Origin of the sequence: Leptothermofonsia sp. ETS-13 (assembly GCF_049200465.1) — a bacterium.
Classification (GTDB): Bacteria; Cyanobacteriota; Cyanobacteriia; order Leptolyngbyales; family Leptolyngbyaceae; genus Leptothermofonsia.
In genome coordinates this window covers 1,578,913-1,591,710 of sequence record NZ_CP120836.1, presented here as the reverse complement: position 1 = coordinate 1,591,710, position 12,798 = coordinate 1,578,913, and the positions used below count along the sequence as shown (strand labels likewise).

12 protein-coding genes are annotated in these 12,798 nt (G+C 48.7%); 4 read left to right on the top strand and 8 right to left on the bottom strand.

Features of this window, described 5'->3' with window-relative positions:
• The first annotated feature begins 102 nt into the window (after positions 1–102).
• On the top strand, positions 103–846 hold the full coding sequence (locus P4D80_RS07145; protein ID WP_421658298.1) for a DUF928 domain-containing protein: 744 nt from the start codon (positions 103–105) through the stop codon (positions 844–846).
• Between the two features lie 163 nt (positions 847–1,009).
• On the opposite strand, the gene P4D80_RS07140 is transcribed toward P4D80_RS07145, so the two are convergent.
• The 5 genes from P4D80_RS07140 to P4D80_RS07120 all read right to left on the bottom strand — a co-directional run bounded on the left by P4D80_RS07140 (position 1,010) and on the right by P4D80_RS07120 (position 5,586).
• Entirely contained in the window at positions 1,010–1,414 is a 405-nt protein-coding gene (locus P4D80_RS07140; protein ID WP_421658296.1) for a DUF1499 domain-containing protein, read from the bottom strand.
• Positions 1,415–1,444: 30 nt separating this feature from the next.
• Positions 1,445–2,020 carry a DNA-3-methyladenine glycosylase I gene (locus tag P4D80_RS07135; RefSeq protein WP_421658295.1) on the bottom strand — a complete coding sequence of 192 codons (576 nt, stop codon included), beginning with the start codon at positions 2,018–2,020 and terminating at the stop codon, positions 1,445–1,447.
• 10 nt (positions 2,021–2,030) lie between these two features.
• Positions 2,031–2,528 carry a hypothetical protein gene (locus P4D80_RS07130; protein WP_421658293.1) on the bottom strand — a complete coding sequence of 166 codons (498 nt, stop codon included), beginning with the start codon at positions 2,526–2,528 and terminating at the stop codon, positions 2,031–2,033.
• Between the two features lie 282 nt (positions 2,529–2,810).
• The gene (gene acnB, locus P4D80_RS07125) at positions 2,811–5,402 is read right to left on the bottom strand and encodes a bifunctional aconitate hydratase 2/2-methylisocitrate dehydratase (protein WP_421658291.1); all 2,592 of its coding nucleotides are present in this window, start codon (positions 5,400–5,402) and stop codon (positions 2,811–2,813) included.
• A gap of 58 nt (positions 5,403–5,460) precedes the next feature.
• Positions 5,461–5,586, bottom strand: coding sequence for a hypothetical protein (locus P4D80_RS07120; RefSeq protein WP_421658290.1), 126 nt, complete (start codon positions 5,584–5,586; stop codon positions 5,461–5,463).
• A 386-nt stretch (positions 5,587–5,972) separates the two neighbouring features.
• Here P4D80_RS07120 and P4D80_RS07115 point away from each other — a divergent pair, with 386 nt between their 5' ends.
• Complete coding sequence (locus P4D80_RS07115; protein WP_421658289.1) at positions 5,973–6,098, top strand: hypothetical protein; 126 nt, start codon at positions 5,973–5,975, stop codon at positions 6,096–6,098.
• 486 nt (positions 6,099–6,584) lie between these two features.
• Here P4D80_RS07115 and P4D80_RS07110 read toward each other — a convergent pair whose 3' ends face one another.
• Positions 6,585–7,019 (bottom strand): response regulator, encoded by a 435-nt coding sequence (locus P4D80_RS07110; protein WP_421658288.1) that lies wholly within the window; start codon positions 7,017–7,019, stop codon positions 6,585–6,587.
• An 850-nt stretch (positions 7,020–7,869) separates the two neighbouring features.
• Here P4D80_RS07110 and P4D80_RS07105 point away from each other — a divergent pair.
• Positions 7,870–8,658 (top strand): lysozyme inhibitor LprI family protein, encoded by a 789-nt coding sequence (locus P4D80_RS07105; protein ID WP_421658287.1) that lies wholly within the window; start codon positions 7,870–7,872, stop codon positions 8,656–8,658.
• A gap of 1 nt (position 8,659) precedes the next feature.
• Here the strand turns inward: P4D80_RS07105 and P4D80_RS07100 are convergent, their stop codons facing one another.
• On the bottom strand, positions 8,660–10,030 hold the full coding sequence (locus P4D80_RS07100) for a glycoside hydrolase 100 family protein (RefSeq protein ID WP_421658286.1): 1,371 nt from the start codon (positions 10,028–10,030) through the stop codon (positions 8,660–8,662).
• 158 nt (positions 10,031–10,188) lie between these two features.
• A complete protein-coding gene (locus P4D80_RS07095) occupies positions 10,189–10,884 on the bottom strand; it encodes a glutathione S-transferase family protein (protein ID WP_421658285.1) in 696 nt (231 codons plus the stop codon).
• Between the two features lie 668 nt (positions 10,885–11,552).
• On the opposite strand from P4D80_RS07095, the gene P4D80_RS07090 reads away from it, so the two are divergent.
• Positions 11,553–12,443, top strand: a complete 891-nt coding sequence (locus tag P4D80_RS07090; protein ID WP_421658283.1) for an alpha/beta hydrolase — start codon at positions 11,553–11,555, stop codon at positions 12,441–12,443.
• Positions 12,444–12,798: the final 355 nt, after the last annotated feature.

Here is a 12,798-nt window from a genome sequence, read left to right as displayed (position 1 = left end):
TCCAGAGTAAATAACAAATCTGGAAAATTCACATTTTTGCTTGAATGGGATGGTGTACCAGGTTTTTTTTAACCAAATCCAAAGGAATACGAAGTTATGTGTTTGGCAAACCGTTCTGCTGTTGTTGCTCGCTGGGTTGGGCTGGCTCTTGGACTGTGGTTGTGTAGTCTGCCATTGGTTGCTATGGCAACTCCGTTTAAACCTCCCAAACGGGGCATTCCAGGACGACGGGAAGGAGGCGGTACTCGCGATCCCCAGGCGTGTGTGCAGGGTAATCCGGCGCGGTTAATTGCCCTTATGCCTCAGACTAACCTGGGATTGACCACGCATGAGTACCCCCGATTCTTCTGGTACATGCCTAAAACACGGGCGAAGTTTGCTGAATTTGCCCTATACGAGACCAATGAGAATCAGGAAGATAAGGTACCTATTTACACCGCTACCTTTGGCATTTCAGGCCAAACTGGAATTGCTAGTTTAACCCTGCCTACAAACTCGACAATTCCTCCCCTAGTGGTCGGAAAGGATTATCGCTGGTCGTTTGCCCTTATCTGCAATCCAAATGACCGGAAGCGAGATATCGAGGTGGAGGGTTGGGTACAACGGATCACGCCCGATGCAACTCTGACTGGGAAATTGGCAAAGGCTAATGCAGGCGATCGCGTCATTCTCTACGCCAACAATGGGATCTGGTTTGATACCTTGACTACGCTGGCAGAACTGCGCTGCACCCGTCCTAAGGATGTGGTGACTCAAACCATTTGGGCAGAACTATTAAAGTCTGTCAAACTGGATGCGATCGCGGAACAGCCGCTGATTCAGCAATGCAGCCCTCCAGGTCAATAGCGCCACTTCTTAGTTTTGATTGCTCGTTACCAGGCTCCTGCTGGGTCAGGCCAGACGGGCAACTCCCCGCTTGAATCCGGGAAACCAGAGCTTCCATCGATGAGTTGGCTGAGCCGGAGCTTAGCAACCACGAGAACCCCCTCTCCTGACTTCTGGCTCCCAATCAAATCCCCGCCTCTTTCAGCTTCTTCCGAATGAGTTCCACGCGCTTACGGTTTACTCCCAAATCAGACTTGCCCAATCGGGAGGCAGAGCGTACCTGGATGACTTTCGCTGAAGGGTCAAAATAAAATTCCACGTCGTCCACGAACCCCATTAGCTTGCTGGTGAATTCGGCATAGAGATAATCCGGTGATTCAGTAATAATATTTGTTCGCTCTATGGATTGAATGATCTGCTTGAGGGCAGCCATCGCCTCTGCCGGGGTGGAGGTGTAGGAGAGGGGGGCGATCGCATGCTGCCCATTCTGGTCGTAGCTGCACACACAATTGGGAGTGCCGGGACAGGGCGCTAAGCGACCATTGCTGACACCCAGATTGGCAGGACGTTGACCCGAAAACTTAAACATAGGCATCCATCAGTGGAAATCTACTAAACCTCAATTTTTCCGGTAGCGGAAACAGTCAACCGTATGATCATGCACCAGCCCGCAAGCCTGCATGAAAGCATAGCAGATTGTCGAACCAACAAATTTGAAGTTGCGCCGTAGGAGGTCTCTGCTCATGGCGCGAGACTCAGGCGTTTCCGCTGGCACTTCCCCTATTGTTTTCCAGGCCTTGTAAAGGGTCTTTCCGCCGACAAAGCTCCAGATGTAGGTGTCAAAGCTGCCAAACTCTCGCTGCACCTCCAAAAATGCTTTTGCATTTTGAACCGCGGCTTGCACTTTTAGCCGATTGCGCACAATACCAGGGTTGGTCAGTAATGTGGCAATTTTGGCATCATCGTATCGGGCAATTTTGGCGGCGTCAAAGCCATCGAAGGCTTCACGATAACTCTCTCGTTTTTTTAGAATGGTCAACCAATTTAAGCCTGCCTGTGCCCCTTCAGGAATGAGCATTTCAAATAGGTGAGTATCGTCGTGAACGGGAACTCCCCATTCGCGATCGTGATACTCGATGTAAAGCGGCTCATCCTTAACCCAGGCACAGCGCCGAAGTTCATGGAAGTCTATCATCGATTGAGCGTTATTTCTTACCAGGTTTTGCCCCTTCTGCCGAATTCAAAGCCCGGTCCAGTACTTCCCGGGCCTGTTCTGCCTGCACTCTGGCTTCTCGATAGCGAAGGTTGGATTGGGCATAGGTCTTCAACACCTTAAACCCTTCTTTGAGGCTGGCAATCTCATCTTCAGTGACGGGTTCATCACTAAATAAAATGTCAATCTTGGCGCGGACTTGAAGCGCTTCAGTACGGGACTCCTGCACTTTTAACTTGAGGTTTGCCAGGTTGCTGAGAACTTGCACCGCATGGGTTACGGCATCTTCTTCAGGACTGGGGGGAGTGGGTTGTTCTTTCACTTCAATAAATTGGTCGGGACCAAAGCCTTCTGAGAGGTCAGTAGGGAGTTTACCCGCATCCATCAGTTCAATCAACTGATCCATTGCTTTTTCACGGGCTTTGGTGGAGTCTTTTCCGGGAACCGTCAGAATCACTTCAGGACTCTGAACCAGCGTGTATTGAACCATAGGATTTAAATAGAACAATCGTACTAATTATACAGCAGTCTTTCAGAGATTTTCCAAAAAGAACGTGCTTGGGCACGCATTGCTTATCCTACGCTGTTCTAGCTAAACACTAAGCTCAGGACGGGGTGCAGGGGCGAAACTCCTGGCCGGGGGCAAAATCCCACACTCCCACATCCCCTAAACCGAGTGTCCTAAGCAACCTGGTAACAGCTAAATTTTATTTTCCAGAGATCACCTTTGCTTTTGAGGTAAGACTGGATACGGAGGGTTCTCGTAAATCAACTAATTCACAGAGGCTACGAGTTTCTCTTCCTCCTCTTTGGGAATCAGGCGACCTTCATCTTCAAATCCGGCAATCTGATCGAAGTTGAGGTAGCGGTAGAGGTCAGCCGCAAAGGGATCGATCTTGTTGGTAACGATTTCCATGTACTCCTCTACAGTGGGAATCCGCCCCAGCAGGGCACAAACGGCTGCCAGTTCTGCTGAACCAAGATAGACTTGAGCCCCTTTGCCCATGCGGTTGTTAAAGTTACGGGTAGAGGTGGAAAAGACGGTTACACCGTCCGCTACTCGTGCCTGGTTTCCCATACACAGAGAGCATCCGGGCATTTCTAAACGTGCCCCTGCCGCTGCGAAGATACTGTAATAGCCCTCATCCCGCAGCATTTTCTCATCCATGCGAGTGGGAGGACAAATCCAGAGGCGGACTTTCACCTGTCCCTGCCCTTCCAGCACCTTAGCCGCTGCCCGGTAGTGGCCGATGTTGGTCATGCAGGAGCCAATGAAGACTTCATGGATGGGGTCCCCCGCACACTCTGACATTAGTTTGATATTGTCTGGATCATTGGGAGCGGCAACCAGCGGTTCCCTGATTTGATCCAAATCCACCTCAATAATGTCAGCATATTCCGCGTCAGGATCAGACTCCATTAATGTGGGATTTGCCAGCCACTCTTCCATCTTGCGAACACGACGCAAAATGGTGCGGGCGTCGCCGTAACCACGGGCAACCATGTTTTTAAGCAAAGCTACGTTGGAGCGCAGATATTCCGCCACAGTTTCTGTGCCAAGTTTGATTGTGCACCCGGCTGCCGATCGCTCTGCCGTGGCATCCGTTAACTCAAAGGCTTGTTCCAGTTTCAGGTCGGGCAAGCCTTCCATCTCAATAATCTTGCCGGAGTAAATGTTTTTTTTGTTCTCTTTGGTAACGGTCAATTTCCCCTGTTGGATGGCAACGTAGGGAATGGCATTTACGATGTCTCGCAGGGTAACACCAGCTTGCAGCTTGCCTTTGAACCGTACCAGAACCGATTCGGGCATATCCAGGGGCATGACACCCAGAGCGGCGGCAAAGGCTACCAGGCCCGAACCTGCCGGAAAGGAAATGCCCAGGGGAAAGCGGGTGTGGGAGTCACCCCCGGTCCCGACCGTGTCTGGCAACAGCATCCGGTTGAGCCAGGAGTGGATGATGCCATCCCCTGGGCGAAGGGAAACTCCACCTCGCTCGTGCATGAAATCGGGCAGTTCGTGGTGGGTTTTAATGTCCACGGGTTTGGGATAGGCCGCGGTGTGACAAAAGCTCTGCATCACCAGGTCGGCACCGAAACCAAGGCAGGCGAGCTCTTTTAACTCGTCGCGGGTCATGGGTCCGGTGGTGTCCTGGGAGCCGACTGTCGTCATGACGGGTTCGCAATAGGTGCCGGGACGTACCCCAGGAAGGCCACAGGCTTTGCCAACCATCTTCTGGGCCAGGGTGAAGCCTTTACCACTGTCTGCGGGCATTTGGGGACGGGTGAAGACCGGGCTGGGTCCCAATCCCAGGGCGGCACGAGCTTTGTCGGTGAGGGTGCGTCCAATCAGGAGAGGAATTCTGCCTCCGGCCCGAACTTCATCCAGGATGGTGTCTGGCTTCAGCGTGAAGGTGGAAATCACTTTCCCCGATTCGTTGGTGATTTCGCCTTTATAAGGATAGAGGGTAATCACATCTCCAGTTTCCATCTGGGTTACGTCGCACTCGATCGGGAGGGCACCGGAATCTTCCATGGTGTTGAAGAAGATGGGGGCAATCTTACCGCCGAGGCAATAGCCGCCTGTGCGCTTGTTGGGGACAAAGGGAATGTCGTTGCCGATGTGCCAGAGAACGGAGTTGGTTGCTGATTTGCGGGAGGAGCCAGTGCCAACGACATCGCCTACGTAGGCAACGGGATAGCCTTTCTGTTTCAGTTCTGCGATGGTGTCCAGCCCTCCTGGTAGCCGGGTTTCCAACATCACTGTGGCATGCAGGGGAATATCGGGGCGGGTGGTGGCGTGGGGAGCGGGGGAAAGGTCGTCGGTGTTAGTTTCTCCGGGGACTTTGAAGACGGTGACGGTGATCGCTTCAGGAAGTTCGGGACGGCTGGTAAACCATTCGGCCCTGGCCCAGGATTCCATCACCTGTTTGGCGTAGGGATTTCCTTGGTCGGCAAGTTCCTGAATATCGTGGAAGGCGTCGTAAACCAGTAGTGTTTTGCTCAGTGCGATCGCTGCTGTGGAGGCCAGTTCAAGATTGGCGGATTGGAGTAAGTCAATTAAGGAGTGGACGTTGTAGCCACCCATCATCGTACCGAGGAGTTCAACGGCGGATTGGGGAGTGATCAGGGGGCTGGTAATTTCGCCTTTGGCGATCGCTGTCAAAAATCCTGCCTTTACATAGGCGGCCTGATCTACGCCGGGAGGGACGCGATCGCGTAGCAATTCGACCAAAAATGCTTCTTCACCTGTGGGGGGATGCTGCAATAATTCGCACAAATCAGCGGTTTGTTGAGCGCTCAGCGGTAGGGGAGGAATACCCAGTTTGGCGCGATCAGCAACATGTTGGCGATAGGATTCAAGCATAGTCAAAGTTTCTACAGCACACTACAAGGGAATACAGGTGATTGACTCTCCTGAAAGTTTAGCGACGGGCATGCTCATCGCCAGGATAAAACCCATCTTTCAGGAATTTTGTTTGAGATGAAAGAATAACATAAGCGACTCTTTCACCGTCAAGCCAGGACAGGCGATCGAGAGGTTGCACCATTTGCAAAGGTACTCTCGCCGTATCATATTTACAGTTGGGATTGATACCTAAACTGACGCAACCTTGAGTTTACAGCGTCAAGTTCATCTGACGAAACGCCTGCGGCGATCGCAAACTCGCCAACGCAGGAGAAGTAAGTAGGTAGTCATCATTAATTGGTAAAGGGGGGAGTGGGGGCGCCCCCAGGCAGGAGGTTTCACCCCCTCCACCCCCGAAATTATCCTTAATTTAATTGCGCCTAGCTACTTAATGTGCCACTGCTGACCCATCGCCTGTGCCTATTCCTTTAGAAGTGTTTGGGTTTCTAAAAATCTCTTATGAAACCAACACAAGATGGGACGTAATGGATGGTTGAATAAGATGCTCCAGCGATCGCCGTTTGAGTAATGAGTAGTTATTCGGCAATGTCAGATCTGGCATTTCTTGCCAGCAATGGCGACAAAATAAAACAGTTTGATGATGATGAAAACACCGCACCACCGGATATCCACAGCAAGGACAGTCTGTCATAATAGTATTCACATCCGTTTGTAATCATGGATTTAATAAAAGGGTGGATAACGTCTTATCCATACTAAATAGCTAGACGCAATTAAATTAAGGATGATTTCGGAAGGGGAGAGAGTGCCCCCCACCTAAAGGCAAAGCCCCCACTCTCCCTTCTTACAGTTAATTACGGCTATCTAAGTAGATAGGTAGAATCGGATGTAGGATGAGTTAGCGATAATTACTGCCTGAAATTATTCCCCTGTAAAGCAATTCTGGCTTTTTCAGCAAACCCTATTTAGTTTTAATTAGTCCCACCTACTTACTGACTCAATCTAAAATTTAGAAGTAGAATCTGAGGAACCTATAAAGATCGTGGCAGAATTGCCGAGGAATGAGAATATAACTCAAAGCTTCGCAAGGTTTCTCAATTTAACGTAATACCAATCGATCCTGCTCTTCAGGCCATTCTGAAAGATGAAAAGTACCCACAAGACCTGGTCTTACTTCTCTTATTTTGACTCGTGAATAGAAGACTCGTGAATGGAATGTTTGGGCTGAAGAATGGTGTTAATACGGTTTAATAAATGGTCAAAATCAATCGGCTTACGAATTAGCCCATCAGCTCCCACATTAACCCCCTGGTCGGGTGTCAATTCGCTATAACCTGTAATTAATAGAATCGGAATAAAGGGTAGGGATGGATTTTGCCGAATGCGTCGAGTTACCTCAAGGCCATTCATTTCTGGCATCATCACATCCAGCAGTATCAAGTCGGGTGGATTGACTTCAATTTTTTCCAGTGCTGCCTGCCCACTATCGGCAACCTCAACCTGATAGCCTTCGCTTTCCAGAATTGCCTGCAACATAAAGTAGTTATCGGCAATATCATCGACTACAAGAATGCGATCAACGTCAGAACTACTACCAACGGACAAACCAGTCATTACACACCAGGCAACAGTTAGTTTTAATCATAGGGTTATTCCATTCTCTTCATAATCCAGGCCAAGCCACTCTTGCGAAAGATAGATTTTGCTATCTTTCGTTACTTGTGTTGTAAGCATCTTTACCCAGTGATATAGCTCTACGTGGGTGCATTAGGACATTGGAATTAGAGCAGGAGTGGGGGCTTCGCCCCCAGCCAGGGGTTCCACCCCTGCACCCCGTCCTAACCACAATGACTACCGCTATATTTTCAAACTCCGAAATCTTTTCTCAAGTAAGACTTGAAAGACTCAAATGAGAATCATAATGAGTCTTATTTGAGAATATTGAGAAAATCAGTTCCGGGGTAATGAGTAACTCCTCTCTTCATTCATCTGAATCAAGAATTTGGTTAAATAGCTGGGCGCAATTAAATTAAGGATAATTTCGGGGGTGGAGGGGGTGACCCTCCTGCCTGGGGGCGCAGCCTCCACTTCCCCCTTTAAAGTTAATTTTGGGTTAATTTTGGGTTAATTTTGGGTTAATTGTGGCTACCTACTTAGCTGTTGATGGAAAGTTTGGAAAGGTCGGGAGATGATGCGATCGCGGCCATAGATTTATGCACTTCTGCGGAATACACAATAAACCAGCCTCTTTCTTTAAATCATAAAGGCTAGTCCCCTAGGGAGATAGGGCTTATAAATGATGAGGAATCTAATTTGAATGGACTAAATTTGGACTAATTTGAAGAGAGGATCTGACTTCCTTAAGGAACACCCATGTCGTTAAAGAAAAAGCGATCGCCCCACCGGAATTTCATCCTATTCTCATGAATAGAGTGATTAGAAACCCACGCCCTGGTAGCAACCCATGCCTTTGATGACAGAACCCGTCAATCTGAAAAGTTTTCACTTCCCATGGGGACCCCTGGTAGAAATTCTGACAATCAGCTCTGCAACTTTCTTGCTGCCTGAGGCGATTTTAGCCAAACAGCCCAATTGTGCAAATCCTCAAACCCAATCTGAGCTGAATTATTGCGCCGGGCAAAACTTTCAGAAAAGCGATCGCGAACTCAACCAGGTTTATCAGGCATTACTTCCCAGACTTGCCCAGCCACGTCGTCAGGGACTCATTACAGCCCAACTGAACTGGATCCGGTTTCGCAATGATGAATGCACCTTCTTCGGTAGCTATGCCGAAGGAGGCAGCATGCAACCCATGCTCATAGCTGGCTGTAAAGATCGACTCACTCAACAGCGGACTGCTGACCTGAGAGCATATCTGCATGGCAAAACCCCTCCAGCTATCAACAACAGTTATCAATCAGTTGATCAGAAGCTAAACCAGCTCTACCGAAAGCTTCAGCAAAACCTGTCTCCCCATCGCCAATCCAAACTAGAAACCGCAGAACTTTCCTGGATTGCCTTCCGGGATACAACCTGTGAATTTGAGGCCAGCCATCGTGGGAATACAGCCCGTTATCAATGTATGGTACGCACGATTGAACAGCGCAATCGCCAGTTAACAGAGCACCTCAGCACCAGTGCCAAAACATCTGGCAGCGGACTGTTTATTCGCAACCAGCTGTCTCAGTCATCTCGTCTGGGTCTCATCCCAAGTCTCAAAATGATTCTTAAAATCTTAGATTGGACATATTAGGTTATACTTCCGCATCAAACGTAATCAACCTCAAATGATTGGGGTTTGCGATCAATTCCTTGGCCAGTAAGTAGCCTGCAATTGTCCAAGTTTGGAGTTTTCGTGCTTCTTTCCCAATCAGGCGACCATCTGGTCCATCGTAATATTCAGGCCAGTTGTCTTGCAGTAACCGCCGTTCTGCGATCGCGATCGCGTGGTGAGCCAACTCCGCCCGATTCATTTTTCGGGCCGCTGCCGTCAACATCCATAGCAGAACGGGCCAGTTTCCCCCATTGTGGTAAGACCAGGGCCGATTTTTTGGATCGGCTCCCGTAACAATTTTCCAGTCCGTGTCCTCCAATGCCGGATAGCACAACTTCATCGGCATCTGCCCCACCAGGTCACCCCAGCGCAGTTCAATCACATTTAAGATCCTGTGAGACTGGTACTCATCCGCTAAGGAAAAGATAATGGCCATCAAATTACCAATCGCAAAAAAGCGCGTATCCAGTTGGGATGGACCCAGATTACCCGCCAGGTAACCACCCGCTTCAGGCAGCCACTTTGCCAGCTTGTAGAACGGAATTGAGTCTGAATAGATATTAAACTGGTTAAGAGCTTCTTCCCCATACTCCTCCACCTGAAATCGGTAGATCACATTCAAGCGATCGGGGTCGAGCCAGTAATTCTCTCGCAGTTGTCGCAACAAAGGTCTGAGGCGACCGTGGATTGCCTGAATGATTTGTTTATTCTCTTGATTGGGAACCAGTAACTCCAGGCTAGAGCGGAGAGCCCCGTAAAACAGGGATTGAATATCCAGGGGGTGCCCATACAAGCCCATGCGACGGTCAATCATACTGGCTCCATCAGGAACCAATACCATGGGGTACATATCAAACCGGGTAACCATACAAAGCTCTAGAATGAGCCGAATACCCTCCTGGAAATCTGCTCGATGGGCCAGTTCTACATCTTGAGTAGAGATGACATAGGCCCTCAGCAAAATAATCCACCAGAGACAGGAATCTGCCGGAGCAACTCGCCCGATCGCGTGATCACCAAAATCCGCCTTTAGATATTCCTGACCATAAATCGTACCAGCCTTAAAACTGGCAGGCATCAGGCCCCGGCTGGGTTTTAAGCAGTCTAATTGCCCCGTTTTAGGCTGTAGTTTCAGTGTTTCTTCCAAAAAATTGCGGACAATTTTCGATCGATTCTTCATCAGAAACAACAAAGCCGAGGGAACAAAGTCCCGAATAAAGCACTGATCGTAGTTAAGTGCTGCAATGTCCGGGTCACGGGCTGCAATGGTGCCAATCGGATGCCCCTGGTAGTAGATCACCGATTGCTCAAACGCATCCCATGCCTGTTCAGTAATAGCGCGATCGCCCAACGTCCCTTCCTCTCTAAATAATTGATGAAATCAAAATAACGCCCGTATTGCAGCGATACTGGCAAACAAAACCTAACCGCCAGTATAGCTGTCTAAAATGAGATCTGTAGAATCATTCTTAGACTAAAAGCGAGACTCAAGTGAGACTACGAGACAGGCTAATACCGTCTCAACTCCTGTGCCGTTACCCCAGACGCTGAGTTATTGGCGTACTTTGCATATTGCTCAATATGAAACTCAGCCGATTGAATAGTTGCCTGTACCGAATCTCGTAACTGCATCACCATCCACCATTCCCGCAACCGAAAGCATTCCACCGGAATAGCGACTCCCCGGTAATACTCTAAAGCAGGCAGCCGTTCAAACCAGGGGTAAAACGCCAGATCAACCAGACTGAGAGACTCACCCAGCCAGTAAGGGCCTGCCTCCGACAGCTTGCGCAACCCCTCCATCTCCATCAATCGGAAGTGCTGTTGCAGTTCCTCTTCCCACTCCTGCTGTTTTTCCAACTCCTGGCTCAGTAATAGCTTGTAGAATGCGGTCGTAAATTTCGTGTTGGCAAAGTCAATCCAGATCCGGGCGATCGCCCGCAACCCTGCTGCCCCCGGCATCAATGGCGGCTCTGGAACCACCTCTTCCAGGTATTCATTAATGATGGTCGATTCCCAGATGCGATCGTCCCCAAACTGAATCACAGGCACCTTCCCATAAGGTGAAACTTCACCAAACCAATCGGGTTTGTTCTGCAAATCAATCTCAATCAACTCAAAGTCCACCCCCTTTTCCAGCAATACCAATCGACTCCGCTGGGCAAAAGGACAGGCAGAAGCACTGTAAATTTTGACCTTTGGCATAAGCACTCCAGAAGTAAACCAAAATAACAGCAGATTTTGATTGATTCAGCCAGGAAGAGTTTATGTTTGCTAGCTCGAAAATACTCCCCCTGGCTCCCTCGATTCCCTTTTTCCAATTGTGGTGCTGTACACCGTTATAAGTAGCTGGACGCAATTAAATTAGGGATAATTTCGGGGGTAGAGGGGGTGGAACCCCCTGCCTGAGGGCTGCGCCTCCACTCCCCCTTTTCACAGTTACTACGGCTACCTGCGTAGTAGCTTTGCGAGGAATAACACAGTGCAGTCACGAAATTGGTTAGATATAATACCAGTTAGATGCCCACGACTTCTGATTACTAGGTTTAGCAAATAACCCTCCGCGACTTGGTGGTAATGGTTGCAGCTGGTTCTGGATAGCAGGAAACCTGCGATTCATCGTTACGGCATCTACAGGTATAAGTTTGTCAAAGTTTGCATCAAAGTCCGGCACTTGAAATTCAGCAATGCCCTTGGGGATACTTGCAGGTTTTTCCCTGAAAACCTTTTGCCTGCACTCTTGCACTCTCTTAATTTAGAGAAATGAGATAGAGAGATGAGAGTTGCATCAGAGCTCAGCAATGACTGTCCGCTCAGCTTGATGATGCTCCTCTCATTCTAGAAGCGCTTAGAACCCATTGGAGATAAATAGGATGAAACACATCGAGGGAAAATTCAAAGGATTTAAAGGGATTAACCTCTACTATCAGGGTTGGTTTCCAAATGAATTCACCCAGGCCGTTGTCGTGATGGTTCATGGATTGGGGGCACATAGTAGCTTGTTTAATCAGGCTGTCCAGTACCTGGTTACTCAAAATTACGAAGTCTATGCGTTTGATCTACGAGGTCATGGGCGTTCTCCAGGGCAGCGAGGACATATTAACTCCTGGAAAGAATACCGAGAAGATTTACATGCATTTTTACAGATAATTCATAAGCAACGACCGGGATATCCCTGCTTCTTGTGGGGACATAGCCTGGGTGGCACTATCGTTCTAGATTACGCTCTGCGATACCCTGATGAGTTGCAGGGAATTATTGTAACGGCCCCTGCCCTGGGAAAAATTCGCATTTCTCAAGCCAAACTGTTGATCGGACGCATGCTTTCAGGAATTGTACCCCGCTTTAGCCTCAAACTTGGTTTCAAGCAAGCAGCGTGTTCCCGCAATCCTGAATTTTGCGCTGCCCTGCTGGAAGACCCACTGAGACATGAGTATGGTAGTGCTCGTCTCGCAACAGAATTCCTTAAAACAGTGAATTGGATTCTAAACCACACCTCTGAACTACGAATTCCTCTACTCACACTTCACGGAAGTGCAGACGAAGTAACGCTTCCAGAGGCAACTCGGGCATTTTTCCAAATGGTGACTTATCACGACAAAGAATATCGGGAGTATGAGGAGCACTATCACGACCTGTACGTCGATATTGAGTATCAGAGAGTATTTAAGGACTTTGGAAACTGGCTAGAACGCCATTTAGAAAGTGCAGCCTGTCAGCCATTAATCCTCTGGGCGCTGGAGGCAGCGGTTGCTAAAAAATAAACCAGAAGCCAGGAGGGAAAGGCGAGAAGGGGTGAATGGGTGGATAGGGTGATAGAGTACTTGTTCTTCCCATCCAGGATTCCATCACTCCCCACCCCCCTCTGGCTCCCTGATTCCATCTTTTTACTCAAATTTAAAACTCTTCTTTGGCTCAGGAAGCCCGTTTTTGAGTAAGTAAAATTAATATCTTTGTTCAAGAAATGTATAAGAACCAACAAATCAGTAAATCCATAAGCTACACTAAATCTTATTAGGGAAATCCCTTCTTAAAATCAATGATCTTTATTTTGAGATCATTGTTTTTTTCTCTAGAGCGACTGTGGTGAGGGGTGAAACTCAACCTTAAAAACTAATC

Coding starts and splice junctions, on each gene's coding strand:
- P4D80_RS07105 (WP_421658287.1), top strand. CDS start 7,870: ATGCCTTTGATGACAGAACCCGTCAATCTGAAAAGTTTTCACTTCCCA.
- P4D80_RS07090 (WP_421658283.1), top strand. CDS start 11,553: ATGAAACACATCGAGGGAAAATTCAAAGGATTTAAAGGGATTAACCTC.
- P4D80_RS07115 (WP_421658289.1), top strand. CDS start 5,973: ATGAGTAGTTATTCGGCAATGTCAGATCTGGCATTTCTTGCCAGCAAT.
- P4D80_RS07120 (WP_421658290.1), bottom strand. CDS start 5,586: ATGGTGCAACCTCTCGATCGCCTGTCCTGGCTTGACGGTGAAAGAGTC.
- P4D80_RS07135 (WP_421658295.1), bottom strand. CDS start 2,020: ATGATAGACTTCCATGAACTTCGGCGCTGTGCCTGGGTTAAGGATGAG.
- P4D80_RS07110 (WP_421658288.1), bottom strand. CDS start 7,019: ATGACTGGTTTGTCCGTTGGTAGTAGTTCTGACGTTGATCGCATTCTT.
- P4D80_RS07095 (WP_421658285.1), bottom strand. CDS start 10,884: ATGCCAAAGGTCAAAATTTACAGTGCTTCTGCCTGTCCTTTTGCCCAG.
- P4D80_RS07140 (WP_421658296.1), bottom strand. CDS start 1,414: ATGTTTAAGTTTTCGGGTCAACGTCCTGCCAATCTGGGTGTCAGCAAT.
- acnB (WP_421658291.1), bottom strand. CDS start 5,402: ATGCTTGAATCCTATCGCCAACATGTTGCTGATCGCGCCAAACTGGGT.
- P4D80_RS07130 (WP_421658293.1), bottom strand. CDS start 2,528: ATGGTTCAATACACGCTGGTTCAGAGTCCTGAAGTGATTCTGACGGTT.